This is a genomic window from Streptosporangium minutum (genome assembly GCF_002149035.1).
Taxonomy (GTDB): domain Bacteria; phylum Actinomycetota; class Actinomycetes; order Streptosporangiales; family Streptosporangiaceae; genus Streptosporangium; species Streptosporangium minutum.
Genome location: NZ_NGFP01000081.1, coordinates 12,990 through 33,817 on the forward strand (window position 1 = coordinate 12,990; position 20,828 = coordinate 33,817).

Here is a 20,828-nt window from a genome sequence, read left to right on the forward strand (position 1 = left end):
GGCGCGGCCACATCCGGATGGGATGCGTGTTCCCCGGCGGACGCTCAGAGGGACAGGCCGGGCTTCTCGGGAGCGGTGGCCGGGCAGGCGGAACCAGACGACGCGGAGGGAGGCCGCCCGGTGCCGTTCGTAGCGGCAGAGGGCGGCCACCAGCTGATGCGCGACCAGCTGGAAGCCCTGCTTGTCGCAGCCCGGCGCCCCGATGTGACGGTCCGCGTGCTTCCCTACAGCGCCGGAGAACACGCGGGATTGGAGGGGGCGTTCACCGTCCTGTCTTTCTCGGAAGAGGTCGATCCCGACATCGCCTACGTGGAAGGTACCGCCGGTGATGTTTATGTCGAGAGTTCAGATCACATAGATCGCTATAAAATGGCATTTACGAGCATCTGTGATGCAGCTCTGTCCCCGGAGGATTCCATGAAGCTGATCGCCGACATCAAGGAACGGCCCATCCATGACTGATCTCTCAAAAGCCGACTGGCGCAAGAGCAGCTTGAGTGGCAGCGGCAACAACTGCGTCGAGGTGGCCGACAATCTGCCCGGCGTCGTGGCCGTCCGCGACAGCAAGGATCCTCACGGCCCGGCGCTGGTCTTCACTCCTGACAGCTGGCGCGCTTTCACAGGTGCGGTAAAGCACGGGGAGTTCGACGACCTGGGGTGACGGGGATCCGACCAGGCGAGGCGACCGCTCCCACAGTCGGATCGCTTTCTCCACCTGATCGCCGAAACGATCGGTACACGGGCTGATATGTCATAAAAAAGTCCGTGTGAGCCTCCGTAGTTGCGTAGGTTGACCGCATGGACTTCTTCACCGCGCCACCGCCCCGTGTCCAGGAGCAGGAAAAGGAGAGAGAGAATCCCCCCTGGACCGGGCCTCCGAATGACATTCTGGGCGGCATCGTGCCCATCGAGCGGATGCTGTTCCGCAGTGAAACGCTGGCCATCGTTCTTGCCAACGCCGTCGCCTTTCCCGCAGGCGTGACGATCCGTCTCCAGATGGCCGCCCGCCGTGTCGAGGGAGTGAACGAGGACACCTGGTGGGACCGGCACGACCTGATGTTCGGGCATCACCGGCACAGGTTCCGCGCCGAGGACTCCCTCCCGGACGAAGTCGTCCGCTTCGGCGTCCGCTTCCCCGACGGGTCCAAGGCGACGACCGTGGACGGCAGGACGGACTCCGGCGAGTGGCCGCCGCCGTGTCCGGAGGGTCCGATCCTCAAGCGGAGCAGAGGGGGCAGCGCGTCAGGAGACGACCGTTCCGTCTCCAGTAGCTGGAGCCTGTGGCTGTGGCCCCTGCCGCCGCCCGAGCCGTTCGAGTTCGCGGTCGAATGGCCTCTCTACGACGTGCCTCTGACGTTCACCGAGCTCGACGGCGCGGCCATCACCGCCGCCGCCGAACGCGCACAGCCGTACTGGCCCTGACCGCCCACGACCAGGGCGGAGCCACCTGCGAGAGCGAGCGGTGGCGGCTGGAGGCGGTGGTGAACCGGATCGATGCCAAGATCGCCGAACCGGCCAGGGCCCGGCGCGCCACCCCTCCTTCTAGTGGTCGTCGCAACACCCCAGATGAGGGGATGCGATGGACTTCGAGATCCGGGAGGACCGGGAGCGCGCCGTGCCCGGCCACTGGGAAGGTGACTGCATCATCGGCAAGAACGGCACCTCGGCGATCGGCACCCTGGTCGAGCGGACCACACGCTACGTGATGCTCGTCCACCTGCCGATCGACCGCAGCGCCGAGCACATGCGCGACGCCCTGGTGGAGACCATGGCCACGCTGCCGACTCATCTCAAGCGCTCTTTGACCTGGGATCAGGGCAGCGAGATGGGCGCTCACCGGTCGTTCACGCTCGCCACCGACATCCCCGTCTACTTCTGCGCCCCGGCCAGCCCTGGCAGCGCGGCTCAAACGAGAACACGAACGGCCTGCTGCGTCAGTACTTCCCCAAAGGCACCGACCTGTCCGTTCACACCCGCCACCAGCTCGACGCCGTCGCCGCCGAGCTGAACTCCAGACCTCGCAAGACGCTCGGCCGGGAGACTCCCGCACAGCGCCTCACCGAGCTCATGACGGCCTGCCTCTGACCTGTGGGAGCAGCAGGACGGCCAGTGCTCCTGGTGGGCTAACCAGCCGCAGTGTTCCCGGTTCTGCCCGTCGCGCTGCCGGACTTCAGCTCCTCGGACAGGAGCTGCAACAGGCCGGGCAGATGACGCTCGATGTCCTGCCTGGGCAGTGAGACGGCGCTGCCGTTGCCGTGGTCACGCTGCATGATCATCCCCGCCTCGCGCAGCACCCGGAAGTGATGCGTGCGCGCGGCCTTCTTCACCGGCAGGTCGAACGAGCCGCAGGCACGCTCCCGGTCTTCGGTATCGGCCGCGAGTTCGGCCACGACCTGGCGGCGGGAGTCGTCGGCCAGCGCGCGGAACACCTTGCCCAAATCCATGGCTCACTCCTAGGTATGATTTGCATCATACCTGGGCCGATGGCTAGCGTTAGCAGGTATGGAAATTGTCGTACCTGAAGGAAGCGGGGCGGTCGGTATCTACGGCTTCGCCCGGCCGAAGCCCGAGCGCGCCGATGAGCTGGAGCGGCTGCTGCTGTCATTCGTGGAGCCGACCAGGGCCGAGCCTGGCTCGATGCAGTACCAGGTCCACCGAGACGTGGCTGATCCCAGCACGTTCGTGTTCTACGAACTGTGGCGGTCGGCCGACGACCTGCGCGCGCATCTCGCGCGTCCCGAACTCGCACACTTCCAGCAGCACCGCATGGACTACCTACGAGAAGACCTGGAGATCCACTGGCTGACACCCCTCAGCGTGACCCTCTGACCCCATTGTCTGCGTATCCGCGCCCGACACGCCGGACAGAGTGATCGACCTTGGCCAGGCGCCCCCACATGCGTCGGCTCCCGAAGAATCTCGCCGCCGTCCGCATCACATGAGCAGGCAAGACGAACGGCCGCCCACTCCCGCTATCGAGGGAGCGGGCGGCCATCGCCGCAACGCTCAGGGTCAGCGCGGACTTCTCGCGGCCATGCTGACCGCTGACAGCAATTGATCACGTGTGTTGCGACGACCCCTCGAATGCGCCCACCATGGAGGGCCTTCAGGGCTGCGCGGCCGGCCGATGCCGGCTCGCGTACGATCACGCCCGACCATGAGCCACCGGAAACGCTCTTGACCGGCCACCCGCAGAAGGAAACATTGTATCCATCAGGGGGTGGGCGATGGCGTGGGACGTGATCGTGGTCGGGGCCGGGCCCGGCGGGCTGGCCTGCGCCATCACCGCGGCGGGCGCGGGAACACGGGTCCTGGTGCTGGAGCAGGCCGCCGACATCGGCGGCGCGCTGCACTGCTCGGGCGGGCACCTGTCGGCCGGCGGGTTCTCGGCGCAGCGCGCGCGGGGCATCGATGACGACCCCGACCGGCACTACGCCGACATCGTGCGCATCAACCGGGGAACCGGACGCGCGGACCTCACCCGCCTCTCGCTGGCCGAACAGCCCGCGGTGCTGGAGTGGCTGTTCGAGGCGGGCTTCACCCCTGATCCGGACACGCCGCGCATCGTCTACGGGCACGAGCCGTACACGATCCCACGCACCGTGCACGCCGCCCAGACACCCGGCGGGCCCGCCGTGCTGGCGGCGTTGCGGCGGCTGCTGGAGCCGTACACCGCCCGCGAGCTGGTCGGGGTGCGGTGCGGTACGGCCGTCGCGGACCTGCTGGTCGAGGACGGGACCGTGGTGGGCGTCACCACCGGCGACGGGCAGGAGTGGCGAGCGCCGGCCGTCGTCCTGGCGACCGGCGGGTTCGGTTCCGCGCCCGAGCTGTTCACCGAGCTGGAGGGGGTGCCGCTGACCACCTCGGCCGCGCCGACCTCGACGGGCGAGGGGCTGCTGATGGCACGGCGGGCCGGCGCGGGACTGCAGGGGACGGGGCGCTACATCCCGACGTTCGGCGGGCTGCCGCCGGCCGTCGACGGCGACCCGCGGGTCGACTGGCTGCACCGGCCGCAGCTCGTGGCGCAGGAGCGGCCGCCCTGGGAGATCTACGTCGACCGGCGCGGGCACCGTTGGATCGCCGAGGACGAGCCCAGCATCGACCGCAAGGAGCGCGCGCTCACCGAGGTCGAGCGGATGACGTTCTGGATGGTGTTCGACGCGCGGGCGCTGCGCGAGTCGCGGCCGATGGTGCACGGGTGGAGCCCGGCCGAGCTGGCGGAGACCTGCGGGCGGCGGCGCGGGCTGCACCGGGCCGACACCCTGACCGAGCTCGCCGCGCTCGCCGGCATCTCGGCGGACGGGCTGGTCGCGCAGGTGCGGCGGTACGACGAGGCGGTGGCGCGCGGCCTGGACGAGGACTTCGGCCGGCGGCACCTGCCCGCGCCGATCGCCGAGCCACCCTTCTACGCGATCGAGAACCATCCCGTCACGCTCATCACCTTCGCCGGCGTCGACGTGGACGACCACCTGCGGGTACGGCGAGCCGACGGCCGCGTCCTCCCGGGGCTGTACGCCGTGGGCGAGGTCATCGGCTCCGCGGCGGTCAACGGCAACGCGTTCTGCTCAGGCATGTGCCTGACCCCCGCGCTGGCCTTCGGCCGGCTGGCCGGGCGGGCCCTGGCCGCGTCAGTGCGCGAAGCGGAAGCCGAGCGCGCGTAGCCTGGCCGAGCTCACCGGCGCCTCGGGCAGGCGGATCTCCCCCCGGTAGGTCAGCTCGGGCAGCCCTTCGGCGGCGCAGATCGCGGCGAAGGCCTCGGCGTTCCTGGGCGGCGTCACGGCATCGGGATAGGCGTTGAACACGCCGGTCAAGCCCTCGGTCACCAGGAAGTCCAGGGCGGCGGCCGCGTCTCGGTAGTCGATCCGGTACAGCAGCGCGTCCGCCGCGAACGGCACGCTGCCGCCCAGCCGCTCGTGCGCGAACCGCACCCGGGCGGGGTAGTCGAGGTCGCCCGGGTGGCCGTACACGTCGGGGATGCGCAGCACCGCACCGCCGGGCGTGGCCAGCACCGCCTGCTCGGCGGCCACGAAGGAACGCGGGGAGGCGTCCGGGTCGTCGGTGGTGGGGGCCGTCTCGTCGATCAGCGGGCCGGCGCCGCCGCCGTACACGGAGCCGGAGCTGGTGAAGACGGCGCGCGGATGCACCGAGGCGGCGACCCGGGCGGTGGCGACGAGCGTGTCGGCGTACTCGGCGACCCGCGACGCGGCGTCGAAGGCTCCGCTGAGGCGGGGGCTCACGGTCAGCACCACGGCGTCGGCCCCGTCGACGGCCCGCACGACCGCGTCACGGTCGGCGCCGCGCAGGACCGCGACCTCCGCGCAGGCTTTCCGCAGCTCGGGGACACGTTCGGGCGTGGTGGTGGTGCCGGTGACGGCATGCCCGGCCTCGGTCCAGCGCCGGGCGAGCTCCAGGCCCACATGCCCGCACCCGATGATCGCGTATCGCACCCTCTACCTCCAGTACCTCCAGAAAGGAAACAGAGTTTCATTCTGGCGAACCATTCCGCCCGTAGACAATGCGCTATCGCGTCGTGAACCGGGCAGCATGGCGGCAGGCGCTGGACCGGGACCTGGAGGTCCACCGGCTGACCGCTCGCCTGCGCGCGCCGCGTCGCTTCGGCCTGGACCTGTGCATCGGACGTATGGTCGGCGCAGACGACGCCGAGCCTGCGTACGTCGGACGACTCCGTCTTACGGACAGCTCCGGACGGGGTTACGGACGCCGGTCAGAGCCCTCGCGCGGCTCTCCTCGATCTTGTCCGTTGCCGAGGACTTCCGGACACAGGGATCATCGTCATCGAGCGCCGCGTCACCAGGCGGTCCCGCCACAAGCAAAGATCACAAACGGGCTGCATCCGAACCGGAGGAAGACCTGTGACCACGCACGACACCGACCGTCCCGCCTTCGCCGGCGACATCCACCTCACCGGCCTGGGACTCGTCCTGCGTGAATGGGACGATCACGACGTACCCGCGATGGCCGAGCTGTTCGACGAACCGGCCGTCGACCGCTGGACGCCGCTACGCGCCCCCTTCGATCTGGCGGCCGCCCGCGCCTACCTGGGCCAGGCCCGCCAACGCCGCGCCGATGGGGAAAGGCTCCAGCTCGCCGTCACCACCGACGGCCACCGGCCCCTCGGCGAGATCCTGCTGTTTCCCACCGGTACCGCCGGCGAGGTGGAACTGGCCTACGCCATCGGCGCCGCGCACCGCCGGCAGGGCCTGGCCCGCCGAGCCGTCCAGCTGATCACCGGCTACGCCTACGACCCCCTGGCCGCCGCCCGCGTACTCCTGCGCATTTCCCCAGGTAACACCGCCAGCGCGGCGGTCGCCCGCTCCGCGGGCTTCCAGCTCACCTCAGCGCCGCTGCTCAGCCGGGCGGGTGCCCGTGACCCGCTGCACACCTGGCTCCACCACCGCACGGAGCAGTTCACCGCTGTCTGACCGCCACTGAGGACAGCTACCCGAACATCCGGCCAGGGCGGGGCACGTACGGCGCACAGGAACTTGGCGGGGCGGTCTTCGAGCGGACCCGAACGCGCACTTGTATTCGCTGGGGTCAGCCGGTCAGCCGGTTCGGCGGTTCGGCGGTTCGGCGGTCAGCCGGTTCGGCGGGAGCGGGCGAGAACCAGCCCGCCGAGGACCGTGCCGATCAGCCCCACCACCAGGGCCACCAGGCCTCCCCCCAGCCCGTTGCCGGTGCCGAGACCGCCGWCGGCGGTGGCCACGACCAGCCCGCCGAGGGCCATGCCGATCAGCCCCGCCACCAAGGCCACGACGGCCCCGCCTCTCCCGTTGCCGGTGCCGGTGCCGATACGGCCGGCGGCACGGGCCAGAGCCAGCCCGCCGATGACCACGCCGGCCAGCCCCAGCAGCGCGGCCACGATGGCCCCGAGCCGCCCGGAGCTCATGGCGTAAACACTGACGGGGTCCGGCTGGGCCGAGACGTACGCGGCCGCCGGTGTGGCAAGCCCGGAAACTCCGAGCAGGGCGGCTGCGGCGGCGGCGAGCAGGTGACGGACGGACATGAGGTGCTCCTTATGCTCCTGCGACATGCTCCTACGACTGGATACCGCCTGATCATGTCCGCCGGACCCGCCGCCGGTCGTCCAGCGGGCGTCGGCACTTGGCGCTGCCGCCGATGGCGCACCCGGTTGCTGCGGATGCCGCAGGAGCTGCGGAAAGTACTGCGTGCGCGGTAGGCGGCTGATCATTCGTGCGCAGGAGTCGCCCGCGCGGGCATCCGGCTAAGGTGCGCGCATGAGTACAGGACGGCCCGGTGTCCGGGCAGGTGTCACAGACTGGGCGATCGCCGTCGGCGTGGCGGCGACGCTGCTGGTCACCGGGCTGTCCGGGCGGCACTCCACCCCCTCCCTCGACCTGCTCGGCTTCGCGCTGCTGGCGGCCGGCGGCCTGGTGCTGGCCGCGCGCCGCCGGGCTCCGGTTCCCGTCCTGGCCGTCACCGGGCTGTGCGCGGCGGGTTACCAGGCGGCCGGTTTCGACGTGCCTGCCGTCGCGTACCTGTTCGCGGTGTACGCGGCCGTGCGGGCGGGACACCGTATCGTCACGGTGGCGGCGAGCGTGATCATGTTGGCCGTTCTCCCCCTCGCGGCCCTGGCCTCGGGCCTGCACGACACGGGCGAGGCGTTCGCGCAAGCCCGGGGTGCCCTCGAAATTGCCTGGCTGATCGCGGCCGGCGCCGCGGGTGAAGCGCTGCGGCAGGCCGAGCGGCGGGCGGACGAAGCCGAGCGCACCCGGGAGGAGACCGCGCGGCGCCGCGCCGATGAGGAGCGGCTGCACATCGCGCGGGAGCTGCACGATTCGCTCACCCACCAGATCTCGATCATCAAGGTGCAGGCCGAAGTCGCCGTCCACGTGGCCCGCAAGCGGGGTGAACAGGTGCCGGAGGCCCTGCTGGCGATCCAGGAGGCCGGACGCGAGGCGACCCGGGAGCTGCGCGCGACCCTGGAGGCGCTGCGCGATGACGACATGCGCCCGCCGCGTGGGCTCGACCATGTCGCGGAACTGGTGGAACGGGCTCGGACGACCGGCCTGGACGCGACGCTGACGATCGAAGGGCAGCGACATGACGTGCCGGCCGCGGTGGGCCGGACCGTCTACCGGGTCGTCCAGGAATCGCTGACCAACATCACCCGGCATGCCGCCGCCGCTACCGCGTCGGTCCGGATCGACTGCCGTCCGGACGCCCTCGCGATACGTATCGATGACGACGGCAAGGCCACCCCGGACACCGCTTCGGTGCCCGGCGTCGGGCTGCTCGGGATGCGTGAACGAGTCACCGCCCTCGGCGGTCGCCTGCGTGCGGAGCCGCGCGGCGAGGGCGGCTTCACCGTCCAGGCCGAACTCCCCGTGGACCGAATGTCATGATCCGTGTCCTGCTGGTCGACGACCAGCCGCTCATTCGCAGCGGGTTCCGCGCGCTCCTCGACCTCGAAGACGACATCGAGGTGGTGGCCGAGGCCGGCGATGGGATGGAGGGTCTGGCTCTGGCCAGGGAACATCTGCCCGACATCGCGCTCATCGACATCCAGATGCCGGTCGTCGACGGCATCGAGGCGACCCGGCGCATCGCCGCGGACCCGGCCCTGGCCGGGGTGCACGTCGTCATCCTGACCAACTACGGCCTGGATGAATACGTCTTCAACGCGCTGCGCGCCGGCGCAGCCGGATTCCTCGTCAAGGACATCGTGCCCGAGGACTTCCTGCACGCCGTACGCGTCGCCGCGCGCGGTGACGCGCTGCTCGCCCCGTCGATCACCCGCAAGCTGATCAACCGGTACGTCACCCAGCCGCTCCACACCGGCACCGGCAGGGGGCTGAAAGGACTGACCAACCGCGAACGCGAGGCCGTCGCCCTGGTCGCGCAGGGGCTGTCCAACGACGAGATCGCGGACCGCCTGGTGATCAGCCCGCTGACCGCGAAAACCCACATCAACCGAGCCATGGTCAAGCTCCACGCCCGCGACCGCGCTCAGCTCGTGGTCCTCGCCTACGAATCCGGCCTGGTAGTCCCACGCAACCCCTGACATCCACGATCCGGGTGCCGGACTACCCGCCGACGGTTCTCTTAGGCCCTGTTCTCCCGAAGCTGCCACGAAGTGACGAGTAACTCAGCGTGTCGTTAGGGCCTTTGTTTCTGCGCGGGGTTCAGGGACTTCGTTGCCGGTGAGGGCGGCGAAGTCGGCGTGAGCCTGCTCGACGGCTTCGGGGTACGCCTCGCGTTTGGCGTGTTCGGCGAGCGCCCGGTAGATGCTGGCGACGGACGGGCTCTGGCCCTTGCGCTTGCCGGTGGGGATGATCAGGTCGGGCTGGATCTGCTCGACGGACTCACCGTTTGCCCGGCGCCGGAGCACGGTGTGGAGCATGTCGTCGGTGATGACCGGGGGCCGACCGCCGTGCTTGCCCTTGCGGGCCGCGGTGTCGAGCCCTTCGAGTGTGGACTCCCGGATGTTCTCCCGCTCGGGCTCCGCCATCGCGGCGAAGAACGCGAACAGCAGCTTACCCGGGCCGGTGGGGTCGTAGATGCCGGGCAGGGGTCCGGCGAGCATCTCCAGGATGAGGCCGTGGGCGGTGAGGTGGTCGGCGAGCGCGGTGAGCTCGGCGGCGTCGCGGCCGAGGCGCTTCATCTCGTACACGGTGAAGATGACCCGGCAGTGCGGGGCGTGCGCCTTGACCTCCCGCGCGGTCCGCAGCGCCTCCTCGAACGTGGGCCGTACGCGGATGCGGGTGCTGATCTTCTCGGCGAAGATCTTGTCCCTCGGGATGCCGTGCCCCGCGAGCGCGTCCAGCTGGGAGTCGAGTTCCTGCCCGAGGGTCGAGCAGCGGGCGTAGCCGATGCGGATGTCCGCGCTCGGCAGGTCGGGGTCGATCGGCGCAGGGGGCGGGGTGCCGGGCCGCCACGGGCGGCCCGGGCCGCGGTCGGCCGGGGTCGGCACCCGCAGCGCCTTCTTCAGCCGGGGCGCCAGGGCGAAGCGGCGAGTGCGGTAGGCGGAGGCGACCGCGCCCCCGCGCGAGCGGCACGGCGAGCCGGGCTGCGCGTCACACTTCGGGCACGCGTGCTGTTCGACGTCGTCCGCGTCCGACCGTTCGGTTGGCGAAGGCTGCTGAGGGTCCGTCATGGGCCCGGATTTCGCACAATGCAAGTCTCAGAAGGAGGTCGGACCTTCTTTTGAGTGAGAACAGGTTCTGAGAACCGATCCGGGTTCCGGAGGGTCTTCCTGGCCTGCGAATGATCTTGCTTGCACAAAGGACCGTTTGCGAGAGTCCAGGCGTCGCGCCGAGGGTTCCGGCTGCGGGGAACGCCGGTACAGCGGATATCGGTGAAGATCATCAGTGGTCGGCGGGGACGGCTGGGGTCATCTGTTCGGGCTTCGAGGGCAGCGGCTTGCAGTCGGCGACGGCGTCGTGCGGGCCGCCCGCAGGGTTGGTTGCGGTAGGCGCCGCGCGTGACTGCCCATCAGCAGCTCCCCGACCTGTCATGACCGCGGCGAGGCCGCGTCAAGGAGAGCACGTCCAGCCTTGGTGAGCTCGTGCGTGGCCGTGCGACCGGCCCGGCTGCTGTCGATCAACCCGGCGTCTCGCAGGATTGCCAGGTGTTCGCTGGCCGTCGGGGGAGTGACGCTCACCAGCCTGGCCACAACGGTCGTCTGCAGCGGAGTGGCGAGCGCGGCCAGGATCCTCGATCGAGTCACCCCCAGAAGACGGTCAAGCGACCTCGGAGTGGGAGGTGCCGCCCATAGGTACCGCCCGGATGCCGGGTAATAGATCGCCGGAGTCCAGTGGTCCGAGGTGGTGCACTGTATCCGGTCGGTGATGAACAGCGACGGAACAAGAATGAGTCCCTCAGGGCAGTCGACGTCGACGTCGACGGTCTTCTCGACGGTGATGGTGTCGCCCTCGCACGCAGCAGAAGGGTGCAGGCGCGGAAGGACTGCGCGCAACCCCTCGCGGTTGACCTGGATGGCCCGATCCAGCATCTCGGCACGCAACGCCTGCCGCATGGACGGCCATTCCGGTTCGACAACTGCCTTCCAGAGGCGGCGCAGCGCATCGGCGGCCTCGGACCTGGCTCGATCGGGGTCATCGAGCAATCGGCGGCCTATTTCTGCCCCGCGCCCCCTCGTAGCGTCGACCAGCTCGGCGTACGTCTGGTCCGCCGGCGCGGCGAGGAGGGCATCCATGCCTTCCTCGAACGTTGGCTCACTGGACATCGGCGATGGGTCAAGGAAGTCGGGTCGATACGCGCCATCGGCCATGAAGACCGTGAGCGCACTCAGGTCCGGGAGCGAGAGACGGTGGTGGCGACGGCGGAGCCACGGGTGGAACATCGGGTGACGCTGCGGTTCGGTCAAGAGCTGGGCAAGACTGACCACTTCGTGCATCGGCGACATCGCCCACCGCACGCTCGCAGCGCCAACGCCCAATCGGTAGCGGATCACTCCACCATTGTTAGGCCACGGCCGAAGTGAGCGCGAGCAGAACGGCGAAGCACCGAGACTCGGGTCATGACCGACACGGAGTCGATTGCCCGGTGTTCCAAGGAGCCCGAGCGAGCCCAACAGACGCGAACGATCCGGCTGGGCGCCAGCGGATCGACCATCGAAGTCCTCGCGGGTCCGGCGGAGACCAGCGGGATCGTGAGCATCTACCGGTGGCGCATGTCGCCCTCCAGCCGGGGACCTGCCCCGCACTTTCACACGACCTTCAGCGAGACCTTCATCGTTGAAGAAGGTGAAGTCGACTACTTCGATGGGCATGCCTGGCGAACACTGCTGCCCGGCGACACCGCGCATGCCGCGGTGGGTGACGTCCACGCCCTCCGAAAGGAGCGCGACGAACCTGCCACCCTCCTGATGGCACTCTCGCCAGGTGTACCGCGGGAGGAGTACTTCGCACAGCTCGCCACTGTGAACGAGCGTGACCTGAACCGGCTTCACGAAGCCCACGACAACCATTTCGTCAACGACTACGGACAGTGAGGGCACCGGCAGCGGCATGTGCCCCGCCCCCGGCCCACCCCACTACCTGTAATGCGGTCGTAGAACTGCTCCCGCGCGTGAGCGCCACCGCCGAGCCGGGTCCGGAGACCGACTTCGTCCGCAGTGGTCCTCAAGGTGTTGGTGATCTCTGCCTACGACCTGGTGCAGGCTGGCGAGGCGTTCACCGCGTTCGGCGCCAGCACCCTCGGCAAGACCGCGCTCACCGTCGCCTGATCCACCCCTTTCCCAACGGCTTCCCAGCAAAGGAATTCACTGTGCCCAGCATCGCCATCATCGGAGCCGGCCCCGGTATGGGCCTGGCCATCGCCCGTACCTTCGGCTCCCAAGGCTTCGACGTCGCTCTCATCGCCCGCAACCGCGACAAGCTCAACGACCTGGCCGGCCGGCTCGACGCCGAAGGCATCACCGCCGCCGCGTTCCCCGCGGACGTACTCGACCATGACGCACTCACCCAGGCGCTCAAGGACGCCGCCACCCGCTTCGGCGGCATCGACGTCCTGGAGTACTCCCCAGGCGGGAGTCTCGAATCCACGCCGCTCACCGCTCCGTCCGAAACCAACCCGTCCGATGTGCAGTGGGCGATGGACATCCTGCTCTACGGGGCCATTGCAGCCACACGGGCCGTGCTGCCCGTAATGCGCGAGGCCGGCGCCGGCACCCTGCTCTACACCAACGGCGCCGGCTCGGTCGACCCCACTCCGATGCTCGGCAACCTCAACGCCGCCCAGGCCGCGCTGCGCAACTGGGTACTCAGCCTGCACAAGGAACTGGCCGACACCGGCGTCCAGGCCGCGCACGTCGCCATCGGCGTGTGGATCGGCACGGGCGGCCCACCCGGAGTACCGGCGGCCTCGGCCGAGGAGGTCGCCCCCCTCTACTGGGACCTGCACACGCAGCGCGACGAAGTCGAACGCGTCTTCACCGTGTGACGCCGTCCCGGCCCCCCCGTCCCACCATCGTTGATCTCTGATCCGCCAGTACGGTGGTGGCCGGCCTCGGTACCTTGGGACAACCGATTGCGACAGGAAGTACCGAAGATGGCCAAGCTGTAGAGCCCGGACTCGAACACGCCGGTGTTCGCACAGTTCAAGGAGGAGACCGGGCCCATCGCCTGGCCAACACCTTCTTGGTTCCGGAGGAGAGGACCGAGGCGTTCCTGACCCTCTTTCGGAGGCAGGCGGAGTTCATGACGGCTCAGCCGGGATTCGTCTTCCTGCAGATGCACAAGGGAACGGCGGGCAGTCGACTTCTGATGAACGTCGCGGTTCGGGAGCCGATCGAGGCTCTTGCCACGACGTTCGGGAGCCCGGAGTTCCAGCGCATGGCTGCCACGTTCCCCGACGACGTCGTGTCGTACCCGCACATCTTCGAGCGGGTCGACGTATGGCACCGGAGCTGTAGAAGCGTCACGGTGCTCGTTAGCGACCCTGCCCTGCACGGCACCCCCGCCACTCGCTCGGCCAGCGACACTCCTGACGAACGCTCCATGCCCATCCCCTCCTCAAACCATGGCCAGGCCCTCCCCGGCCCGGTATTTCACCCCGGGAGCGACGCCAGGCGGACAGGTCTTCAGGATGCCGACCCGGCCGCACCGTCCGCAGCCGACCGTGCGGTTTCCGCCTCGGGCACGGTGCGGGGGCCGGGCACCGCGGCCGTGGCGGCGGCGAGGGCGAGGTGGGAGTTCATGTCCAGCTCGAACCGGCCGTAGGGGTTCACGTGGGTCCAGAACAGCGGGGACAGGGCCCGTCGGTCGGCGTCGGCGAGCCGCCTCTGCCACTTCTCCTCGCTCAGGATGTCCTGGAGAAGCAGCGTGTTGACGTGCACCAACGCCGACTGGAGCAGGTGCAGGGCGAGCATGGAGACCTCCTGGGACTCCTTGTCGGAGCCGGTCAGGTCGCCGTCCTTGCCGTAGAACAGGTCGTGGTTGGCGGAGTTCCAGTTCTCCACGACCTGGAGCCCGTCGTTGATCTCGCGCCGGAGCTCCGCGTCGGCGAGGTAGCCGCAGATGAACGCCGTACGCACCGCGCGTCCCAGCTCCTCGATCGCCCGGTACGTCGGATGCTTCGGGCCTCCGCGGGTGAAGCGCCGCAGGACCTGCTCGGCCTCCGCGGTGCCCAGGCGCAGGGCGGTGGTGTACTTCACGATCTGGTCGTACTGCTGGCGGATCACGTCCCAGTCGATCGTCTTGGTCGACAACACCGGCGCCAGGTTCGGCCACTTCTCGTCCTCCCCGGCCGCCGGCCGGTACAGGCGCGCGGAGCCGACGTTCTTCAGCCTGGGCAGCAGGTTGAAGCCGAGCATGTGAGCGAAGGCGAACCCGACGATGGAGGCGCCGTGCGTGTCGGTGTACTGCCGGTCGATCTCCACGTCCGTGCAGTGCCGCAGCACACCCTCGATCATCGCGGCGACCTCGGAGGCCGAGCAGGACTTGAGCTGGCTGTAGACGCACAGCGACTTCTTCTCGATGTGCCAGTAGATCATCACCGCGGGCCCGCGGTACCGCTGGTGCCACTCGGTCATGAAGTTCGAGGACCAGGAGCCGAACTTCTTGGAGTCGCTCGCACAGGCGGTGCCCTCGCCCCACCACGCCTCATCGCGGGCGGCGAAGGTGGCGTTGACCAGCCGCACCAGCGCCGCGCGCATGTTGGTCCGGTTGACGAACAGGTGCCGTACCCGGCGCAGGACGGCCTCGCTCTCGCCGTGCCTGCCGGTGACCGCGACCCGCTTGATGCCCATGTTCGTGCCCAGCGCGAACAGCACCAGCAGCAGCCGGCGCCGCAGCACCGCCTTCGAGACCGCCTCCCTGGTGGCGACCGAGGTGAACTCGCTGGTGAAGCCGGTGGCGAACTCAGCCTCCTTGAGGATGTCGATCAGGTCGATCGTGCCCCAGCGGCGCTCGATCTCCGTCTTCAGAGCGACGAGGTTCTCCGGCTCCTCCTGCTTGCCCAGCGGTGAGACCTTGATCCACGGCTCACCGTGCCGACGGACGATGTCTACCCCGCCCGTGGTGCCCAGCTCCAGCGCCGTGTCGAAGCGGGTCAGGGCCTCCCGTAGCCGCTTCTGAAGGGCCCCGATGAACTTCTCCGGGTCCTGCGGCTGGCGGATCGCGTCGTAGTGCACATCACGGTTGTCCTCGAAGTCCGGTGGCAGATCGTCCTCCGGGTTCCGCCACCGGTCCGCCACCGGCACCCAGATCTCCCGCCGCCGCAGCGCGTCCCGCAGCGCCACGAGCACGCACAGCTCGTACGGGATGCGCTCGACCCGGCCGCGCTCGTCCACGACCGCCTTGCGCCACTCCTCGCGCACCACCCCGGCCAGCGGGATCTTCTCCGCCTCGTCGGAGAACGCGCCCTCCTTGGCGATGGGCTGGTCCAGATACCGCTTGAGCGGGTCGATCGCGTCCATCACCGGCCGGTAGGCGGTGTTGTTGCACTTCAGTTCCAGCGCGTTCAGCAGCGGCGAGAGCATCCGACGCCAGTGGTTGGAGTACGACGAGCGCAGCACCATGCGCACCCGGGCCCGGTAGCGTGCCTCGTTCGCCGCGGCCTCTGCGGCGAGGACCTTCAGCGTGGACTCCCCGGCCACCGGATAGATCACCTTGCGGACCGTGCCGCCCGGCTCCGCGACCGCCGCCTCCGCCAGCCGCAGCAGGATGCCCTCCTTGCCGCGGACCCGCTTGAGCTCCTTGTTGAACTCGCCCTCGACCTTCTTCTCCGCCCGCGTGTTGATCTTCTGCACGAGCTGGATGAACAGCTCCACCAGCGAGTCGGTGATCTCCGTCTCCCGCACGTGGCACAGCGTGGCGGGAGAACAGGGCCTCTTACTGAACGTCCTCGCAAGCTTCACAGTACGAAACCCTGCCCACCAGCTCCGAAGCCATGATCCGCCTCGCGATGACCGACGACATGACCCGCCGCCTGACGGGTGGAAACACCTCGACCTGGCGCGGTACCTGAAGTGGCGGCTCGGTCAGGCCTGAGTCGCCGGATCTTCCGGCCGCACCACGGGTCAAGGTGGAACATCCACCGGCGAAGGCTGCCAGCCGAACCACCTTGGCCCGTGGTGAAGGACGACCGTCACCACGACGTCGAGGGAGGCGTCTGCGCCATGAGCGCTGTTGAAACTCAGCAGAGACGCTGCCGGTCAGGCCAGCCAGCCGCTGGAGCCGTCGGGGACGCTCGCCAGCAACGCCCGGGTGTAGGGGTGGGTGGGCGCGTCGAGAACCTGCTCGGCCGGGCCGGTCTCCACGCACCGGCCGGACTCCAGCACGTAGATCCGGTCGGCGATCTGCCGCACCACGGCGAGGTCGTGGGTGATGAACAGCATCGCCATGGACAGCCGCTCCCGCAGCTCGGCCAGCAGGCCGAGGATCTGCGCCTGCACCGAGACGTCGAGCGCCGACACCGGCTCGTCGCAGATCAGCAGGCGGGGCTCGCCCGCCACCGCGCGGGCTATCGCCACCCGCTGCCGCTCACCCCCGGACAGGCCCGCCGGACGCATCCCGGCCATGTCCCGGCCCAGGCCGACCGACTCCAGCAGCCGGGCGACGTCGTCCGGCGCGGCGGGACGGCCGTCGGCCCACAGCGCCTCGCCCAGGGCCGCGCCGACGGTCCGGGCGGGGTTGAGCGTCGAGTAGGGGTCCTGGAAGATCATCTGTGCGGTACGGCGGGCCTGGCGGACGGCATCACGGCCCATCCGGCCGTAGTCGGAGCAGTCGGCGCCGCCGAGCAGGATCGTGCCCGCGTCCGGACGTTCCAGCCCGGCGACGCACCGGGCCAGCGTGGTCTTGCCCGAGCCCGACTCGCCGACCACGCCGACGACCTCGCCCGGGGCGACGGTCAGGCTCACCCCGTCCAGCGCCGGCCGCCGCGCCCCGGCGAACGTCCTGCGCAGCTCGCGCACCCGCAGCACCGGGTCGGCGGTGACGGGGAGCGCGGGCGCGACGCCCGGCTCCGGCGCGGGAGGCGCGGGAAGCTCCGTGGCCCGCAGGCACGCCGACAGCCGCACGTCCCGTACGGCGGGCACACCGGGCTCGTGCCGTACGGCAGGCACACCGGCGGACGGGCCGGACTCACCCCGCACGGCGGACACATCAGCGGACGGGCCGGGCGCATGCCGTACGGCGCGCAGCTCCGGGACGCCGTCGCGGCACTCGGCCACGGCGAGGGCGCACCGGTCGGCGAAGGCGCACCGGTCGGCCACCGCGTCGTGGGCGGGCACGGAACCGGCGACGGCGGGGATGACGGCGAGCCGCCGGTCCGCGGGCGGCTCTGCGGCCAGCAGAGCCCGGGTGTAGGGGTGAAGCTGCTCCCGCCGTACGGCCGCCGCCCCGCCCGCCTCCATGAGCCGTCCCGCGTACATCACCATGACCCGGTCGCAGGTGGAGAACGCCAGACGCAGGTCGTGGGTGATGAGCACGAACGCCATGTGCCGCTCGCGCTGGACGCGTCGGACGAGGGCGAGCACCTCGCGCTGGGTGGTGGCGTCGAGCGCGGTCGTCGGCTCGTCCGCCACCAGCACACTCGGCCCGCCGGCCAGCGCGGCGGCCAGGCCGACGCGCTGCCGCATGCCGCCGGAGAGCTGGAAGGGGTAGCGTCCGGCCACGTCGGCGGGCAGCCCGACCTCCGCCAGCAGCCGGGGCACCTCGGCCTTCGCGTCGGCCCCCCGGGGCAGCCCGTCGGCGATCTGCCGCCCGACCCTGCGCAACGGGTTGAGCAGGGTGAACGGGTCCTGCATGAGGAGGGAGACCACGCCGCCACGCTGCCGGGCGCGGGCACGGGGGTCGTCGTCCACCCGCTCACCCGCGATGCGCACCGTTCCGGCGGCCTCCAGCCCGCGGGGCAGCAGGCCCAGCATGGCCCGGACCGTGAGCGACTTGCCCGAACCGGACTCCCCCACGATCGCGACGGACTCCCCCGGCGCGACCTCGAAGGTCACCCCCGACAGCAGGGTCCGTCCGGTCGCGGGCTGGCGCACGGTGAGCCCCTCGACCGCGATTCCCGCCCCGGCCCGCCCGGCACCTTGAGCCCCGGCCGGCCCGACGCCCTGAGCCCCGGACGCATCCACCCCGGTCCGCCCGCTGGAGCGGGCCTCTCGCTCTCCCATGTCAACGTGTCCTTCCGCGCCGGTCGACGCGTTCGTACAGCCAGTCGCCCACGATGTTGAGCGCGGCGGCGGTGGCGATGATGGCGAGGCCGGGAGCGATCACGGCCCAGGGGTTGGCGAGGAGCTGGGTGCGGTTGTCCGACAGCGTGCGCCCCCAGTCGGGCGAGCCGGCGGGGACGCCCAGGCCGAGGAAGGACAGCGAGGCCAGCGACACCAGCGCGTAGGCGAAGTTGAGGAACGCGTTGGCCAGCGCGACGGGGGCGATGTTCGGCCACACGTGCCTCGTCATGATCCGCCAGGCGGAGAGGTTCTTCAGCTGCGCCGCCTCCACGTAGGGCCGGTGCCGCTGCTCCAGCACGGCCCCGCGCACCACCCGCGTGTCGGTGGGCGCGAACAGCACCACCAGCACGGCGATCGCCAGGCCGTACCCGCCGCCCAGGACCCCGGCGACGACGATCGCCACGAGGAGGGCGGGCAGGGAGAACATCAGGTCGGCCCAGCGCATGGCCAGCGCGTCGACCCAGCCGCCGAGGTATCCGGCGGGCAGGCCCACGAGGTTGCCGATGAGCATCGACCCCGCGGCGACGCACAACGCCCCCGGCACGGCCGTACGGGCTCCGGCGACCAGCAGTTCCAGCACGTCGCGGCCGAGGTCGTCGGTGCCCAGCGGGTGGCCGGGCCCCGGGCCGGAGATGCCCAGCATCAGGTCCTGACCGGTCGCGTCCGGCACCAGCCAGGGGGCGAACGCGGCGGCGACCGCGACCGCCAGGAGGATGGCGAGTGCGGTGACCACGCTCACCGGCGGACGCGTCACGACTCTCGATGGACGCGTCACGACGGCCTCCCACCGATCCGGACACGCGGGTCCGCGGCCGAGTAGCCGACGTCGACCAGGAGGTTGACGGCGGCGATGAGCAGGGTGAGCAGCAGTGCCAGCGCCTGGACGACCGGCACGTCCTTGAAGGTGACCGAGTCGACGAGCAGGGAGCCGAGGCCCGGCAGCGCGAAGGTCACCTCGACCAGCACGGTCCCGGCCAGCATGCCGGTCACGATGAGCCCCGCGGCGGTGAGGATCGGCACCAGCGAGTTGCGCAGCGCGTAGCCGAGGACGGCGGGGGCGCCGAGGCCGCGGGCCCGCGCGAAGACCACGTAGTCCTGGTCCAGCTCGCGGATGAGCGCGGCCCGGCTGAACCGGACGAGCATGCCCACCGCGCCGACGGCCAGCGCGACGGCGGGCAGCGTGAGGTGCAGGACCTGGTCGGCGAAGCCCTCGCCGACGCCGTAGACGGGGAACCAGCCCAGCCCGGCGGCGAACACCACCAGCAGCAGCAACCCGACGGCGAACGGCGGGGCGCTCAGCCCCACCACCCCGGCGGTGACGACGAGCCGGTCGGCGGCCCGGCCCCGCCGCAGGGCCCCGGCCACGCCCAGCGGGATGCCCGCGAGCACGGCCAGCAGCGTGCCGTACCCGGTGAGCGCCAGGGTGAGCGGAAGCCGCTGCCCGAGCATGTCGGCGACCGGCATCCCGGTCCTGATGGAGGTGCCGAGGTCGCCCCGGAGGACGCCGCCGAGCCAGCTCAGGTACTGCACGGGCAGCGGGTCGTTCAGGTGGTAACGGGCCTGGATGGCCGCGATGGTCTCCGGTGTGGCGGGACGGGTGCCCAGGAGGGTCTGCTGGACCGACCCGGGGGCGAGGTAGAGCAGGCCGAACACGCCGATCGACAGCAGCGCGACGACCACGGCGGTGCCCGCGAGCCTGCGCAGCAGGAACACGCCCCAGCTCCGCCCGGTCATCACAGCACCCCGTTCCCAGTCAGCCAGCCGAGCACGCGCTCCGCCGCGTCCCGGCGGTGTCCCGGCTCGGTCAGCTCGTGGCCCTCCCGAGGGTAGACGACCAGCTGGGTCCGGACTCCAGCCGCTGACCAGGCACGATAGAGCTCCTCGGCCTGACCGACCGGGGTCGTGCGGTCCTCGGCGCCGTGCAGGATCAGCGTCGGGGTGGTGACCTTCGCGGCGTGGCAGACCGGCGAGCGGGCCGCCAGGAAGTCCCTTCCCTCGGACGTGGCGATGTCGGCCCCGCCGTGGTAGAGCGGGTCGTAGCCGTGGGCGAGGTTGCTGGCGTTGGCGAAGCTGAGCCAGTCGGCGACCCCGGACATCACCACCGCCGCCCGGAACCGGCCTGTGCGGGTCACCGCCCACGCGCTGAGGTAGCCGCCGTAGCTCAGTCCCAGAACGGCCATGCGCCCGGGATCGGCCACGCCGGCCGCGACGAGGTGGTCCACACCCGCGAGGACGTCGTCCAGATCCTCCTCACCGACGTGCCCGACGACGCGGCGCGCGTAGTCCTGGCCGCGCCCGCTGCTGCCCCGGGGATTGGGCAGCAGTACGGCGGCGCCCGCGTGTACGAGTGGCAGCGCGAGCTGCCCGGACTCGGCCGGGGCGAAGGCACTGGACCACAGCCAGGTCGGCCCGCCGTGCGCGATGACGACGAGCGGCGCCGGCCCCGGCGGCGCGGGCTCGCGCCGTGTCAGCAGGAGCCCGTGGACGGCGAGCCCGTCGGGGCCGGTCCAGGTCACCTCCTCCTGGTGTACGGCGAGCCGCGCCAGGTCGTCGTTGAGACCGGTGACCTGACGCCACTCGCCCCCGGCCACGTCCGTGACCGCGATCTCCGGGGGCCGTCCGGCCGTCTCCCAGACCGCGGCGG

The 20,828-nt window shown here is 70.6% G+C and carries 20 protein-coding genes and 1 pseudogene; 11 read left to right on the forward strand and 10 right to left on the reverse strand.

Going from position 1 to position 20,828, the window contains the following annotated elements:
• Window positions 1-120: 120 nt before the first annotated feature.
• The 4 genes and pseudogenes from CA984_RS18740 to CA984_RS18755 all read left to right on the forward strand — a co-directional run.
• Window positions 121-462, forward strand: a complete 342-nt coding sequence (locus CA984_RS18740) for a DUF5753 domain-containing protein (protein ID WP_086574114.1) — start codon at window positions 121-123, stop codon at window positions 460-462.
• Window positions 455-661, forward strand: a complete 207-nt coding sequence (locus tag CA984_RS18745; protein ID WP_086574117.1) for a DUF397 domain-containing protein — start codon at window positions 455-457, stop codon at window positions 659-661. The genes CA984_RS18740 and CA984_RS18745 overlap by 8 nt, the downstream gene beginning before the upstream one ends.
• A gap of 137 nt (window positions 662-798) precedes the next feature.
• Entirely contained in the window at window positions 799-1,422 is a 624-nt protein-coding gene (locus CA984_RS18750) for a hypothetical protein (RefSeq protein WP_086574120.1), read from the forward strand.
• Window positions 1,423-1,597: 175 nt separating this feature from the next.
• Window positions 1,598-2,085 (forward strand): annotated as a pseudogene (locus tag CA984_RS18755) (IS30 family transposase); the annotation flags it as partial.
• A gap of 38 nt (window positions 2,086-2,123) precedes the next feature.
• Here CA984_RS18755 and CA984_RS18760 read toward each other — a convergent pair.
• Window positions 2,124-2,444 carry an ArsR/SmtB family transcription factor gene (locus CA984_RS18760; RefSeq protein WP_086574123.1) on the reverse strand — a complete coding sequence of 107 codons (321 nt, stop codon included), beginning with the start codon at window positions 2,442-2,444 and terminating at the stop codon, window positions 2,124-2,126.
• A 58-nt stretch (window positions 2,445-2,502) separates the two neighbouring features.
• Here CA984_RS18760 and CA984_RS18765 point away from each other — a divergent pair, with 58 nt between their 5' ends.
• Window positions 2,503-2,829 (forward strand): putative quinol monooxygenase, encoded by a 327-nt coding sequence (locus CA984_RS18765; RefSeq protein WP_086574126.1) that lies wholly within the window; start codon window positions 2,503-2,505, stop codon window positions 2,827-2,829.
• A gap of 398 nt (window positions 2,830-3,227) precedes the next feature.
• Complete coding sequence (locus tag CA984_RS18770; RefSeq protein WP_086574128.1) at window positions 3,228-4,661, forward strand: FAD-dependent oxidoreductase; 1,434 nt, start codon at window positions 3,228-3,230, stop codon at window positions 4,659-4,661.
• Here the strand turns inward: CA984_RS18770 and CA984_RS18775 are convergent.
• Complete coding sequence (locus CA984_RS18775) at window positions 4,629-5,447, reverse strand: NAD-dependent epimerase/dehydratase family protein (protein ID WP_086574131.1); 819 nt, start codon at window positions 5,445-5,447, stop codon at window positions 4,629-4,631. The genes CA984_RS18770 and CA984_RS18775 overlap by 33 nt on opposite strands.
• A gap of 426 nt (window positions 5,448-5,873) precedes the next feature.
• Between CA984_RS18775 and CA984_RS18785 the strand changes: the two genes are divergently transcribed.
• A complete protein-coding gene (locus CA984_RS18785) occupies window positions 5,874-6,443 on the forward strand; it encodes a GNAT family N-acetyltransferase (RefSeq protein ID WP_207620929.1) in 570 nt (189 codons plus the stop codon).
• Window positions 6,444-6,598: 155 nt separating this feature from the next.
• Here the strand turns inward: CA984_RS18785 and CA984_RS18790 are convergent, their stop codons facing one another.
• The gene (locus CA984_RS18790) at window positions 6,599-7,027 is read right to left on the reverse strand and encodes a DUF6223 family protein (protein ID WP_086574133.1); all 429 of its coding nucleotides are present in this window, start codon (window positions 7,025-7,027) and stop codon (window positions 6,599-6,601) included.
• A gap of 232 nt (window positions 7,028-7,259) precedes the next feature.
• Here CA984_RS18790 and CA984_RS18795 point away from each other — a divergent pair, with 232 nt between their 5' ends.
• Together CA984_RS18795 and CA984_RS18800 are read left to right on the forward strand one after the other, a co-directional pair.
• Entirely contained in the window at window positions 7,260-8,387 is a 1,128-nt protein-coding gene (locus CA984_RS18795) for a histidine kinase (RefSeq protein WP_086574135.1), read from the forward strand.
• A complete protein-coding gene (locus tag CA984_RS18800) occupies window positions 8,384-9,046 on the forward strand; it encodes a response regulator (protein WP_086574136.1) in 663 nt (220 codons plus the stop codon). Before CA984_RS18795 ends, CA984_RS18800 begins: the two co-directional genes overlap by 4 nt.
• Before the next feature lie 84 nt (window positions 9,047-9,130).
• Here CA984_RS18800 and CA984_RS18805 read toward each other — a convergent pair whose 3' ends face one another.
• Window positions 9,131-10,138, reverse strand: a complete 1,008-nt coding sequence (locus tag CA984_RS18805; protein ID WP_086574138.1) for a recombinase family protein — start codon at window positions 10,136-10,138, stop codon at window positions 9,131-9,133.
• 357 nt (window positions 10,139-10,495) lie between these two features.
• Window positions 10,496-11,458 carry a DUF5937 family protein gene (locus CA984_RS18810; RefSeq protein WP_086574140.1) on the reverse strand — a complete coding sequence of 321 codons (963 nt, stop codon included), beginning with the start codon at window positions 11,456-11,458 and terminating at the stop codon, window positions 10,496-10,498.
• A gap of 66 nt (window positions 11,459-11,524) precedes the next feature.
• On the opposite strand from CA984_RS18810, the gene CA984_RS18815 reads away from it, so the two are divergent.
• Together CA984_RS18815 and CA984_RS18820 are read left to right on the forward strand one after the other, a co-directional pair.
• Entirely contained in the window at window positions 11,525-11,998 is a 474-nt protein-coding gene (locus tag CA984_RS18815) for a cupin domain-containing protein (RefSeq protein WP_086574143.1), read from the forward strand.
• Window positions 11,999-12,273: 275 nt separating this feature from the next.
• Window positions 12,274-12,948 (forward strand): SDR family NAD(P)-dependent oxidoreductase, encoded by a 675-nt coding sequence (locus tag CA984_RS18820; RefSeq protein ID WP_086574145.1) that lies wholly within the window; start codon window positions 12,274-12,276, stop codon window positions 12,946-12,948.
• Window positions 12,949-13,588: 640 nt separating this feature from the next.
• On the opposite strand, the gene CA984_RS18830 is transcribed toward CA984_RS18820, so the two are convergent.
• From CA984_RS18830 to CA984_RS18850, 5 genes are all read right to left on the reverse strand, one after another.
• A complete protein-coding gene (locus tag CA984_RS18830) occupies window positions 13,589-15,865 on the reverse strand; it encodes a Tn3 family transposase (RefSeq protein ID WP_108724592.1) in 2,277 nt (758 codons plus the stop codon).
• A gap of 297 nt (window positions 15,866-16,162) precedes the next feature.
• Window positions 16,163-18,124: an ABC transporter ATP-binding protein gene (locus CA984_RS18835; RefSeq protein ID WP_086574147.1), complete on the reverse strand. Its 1,962-nt coding sequence runs from the start codon at window positions 18,122-18,124 to the stop codon at window positions 16,163-16,165.
• Between the two features lies 1 nt (window position 18,125).
• A complete protein-coding gene (locus tag CA984_RS18840; RefSeq protein ID WP_012887518.1) occupies window positions 18,126-18,959 on the reverse strand; it encodes an ABC transporter permease in 834 nt (277 codons plus the stop codon).
• Complete coding sequence (locus CA984_RS18845) at window positions 18,956-19,918, reverse strand: ABC transporter permease (protein ID WP_086574149.1); 963 nt, start codon at window positions 19,916-19,918, stop codon at window positions 18,956-18,958. Before CA984_RS18845 ends, CA984_RS18840 begins: the two co-directional genes overlap by 4 nt.
• Window positions 19,918-20,828 (reverse strand): alpha/beta hydrolase family protein (locus CA984_RS18850; RefSeq protein ID WP_133061710.1); only part of this gene is annotated, 911 nt, incomplete at its 5' end. The genes CA984_RS18845 and CA984_RS18850, both read right to left, overlap by 1 nt.

Excerpts from the sequence above, each read along its gene's own strand:
- CA984_RS18745 (WP_086574117.1), top strand. The coding sequence starts at position 455 with ATGACTGATCTCTCAAAAGCCGACTGGCGCAAGAGCAGCTTGAGTGGC.
- CA984_RS18750 (WP_086574120.1), top strand. The coding sequence starts at position 799 with ATGGACTTCTTCACCGCGCCACCGCCCCGTGTCCAGGAGCAGGAAAAG.
- CA984_RS18760 (WP_086574123.1), bottom strand. The coding sequence starts at position 2,444 with ATGGATTTGGGCAAGGTGTTCCGCGCGCTGGCCGACGACTCCCGCCGC.
- CA984_RS18765 (WP_086574126.1), top strand. The coding sequence starts at position 2,503 with ATGGAAATTGTCGTACCTGAAGGAAGCGGGGCGGTCGGTATCTACGGC.
- CA984_RS18770 (WP_086574128.1), top strand. The coding sequence starts at position 3,228 with ATGGCGTGGGACGTGATCGTGGTCGGGGCCGGGCCCGGCGGGCTGGCC.
- CA984_RS18795 (WP_086574135.1), top strand. The coding sequence starts at position 7,260 with ATGAGTACAGGACGGCCCGGTGTCCGGGCAGGTGTCACAGACTGGGCG.
- CA984_RS18800 (WP_086574136.1), top strand. The coding sequence starts at position 8,384 with ATGATCCGTGTCCTGCTGGTCGACGACCAGCCGCTCATTCGCAGCGGG.
- CA984_RS18805 (WP_086574138.1), bottom strand. The coding sequence starts at position 10,138 with ATGACGGACCCTCAGCAGCCTTCGCCAACCGAACGGTCGGACGCGGAC.
- CA984_RS18815 (WP_086574143.1), top strand. The coding sequence starts at position 11,525 with ATGACCGACACGGAGTCGATTGCCCGGTGTTCCAAGGAGCCCGAGCGA.
- CA984_RS18835 (WP_086574147.1), bottom strand. The coding sequence starts at position 18,124 with ATGGGAGAGCGAGAGGCCCGCTCCAGCGGGCGGACCGGGGTGGATGCG.
- CA984_RS18845 (WP_086574149.1), bottom strand. The coding sequence starts at position 19,918 with ATGACCGGGCGGAGCTGGGGCGTGTTCCTGCTGCGCAGGCTCGCGGGC.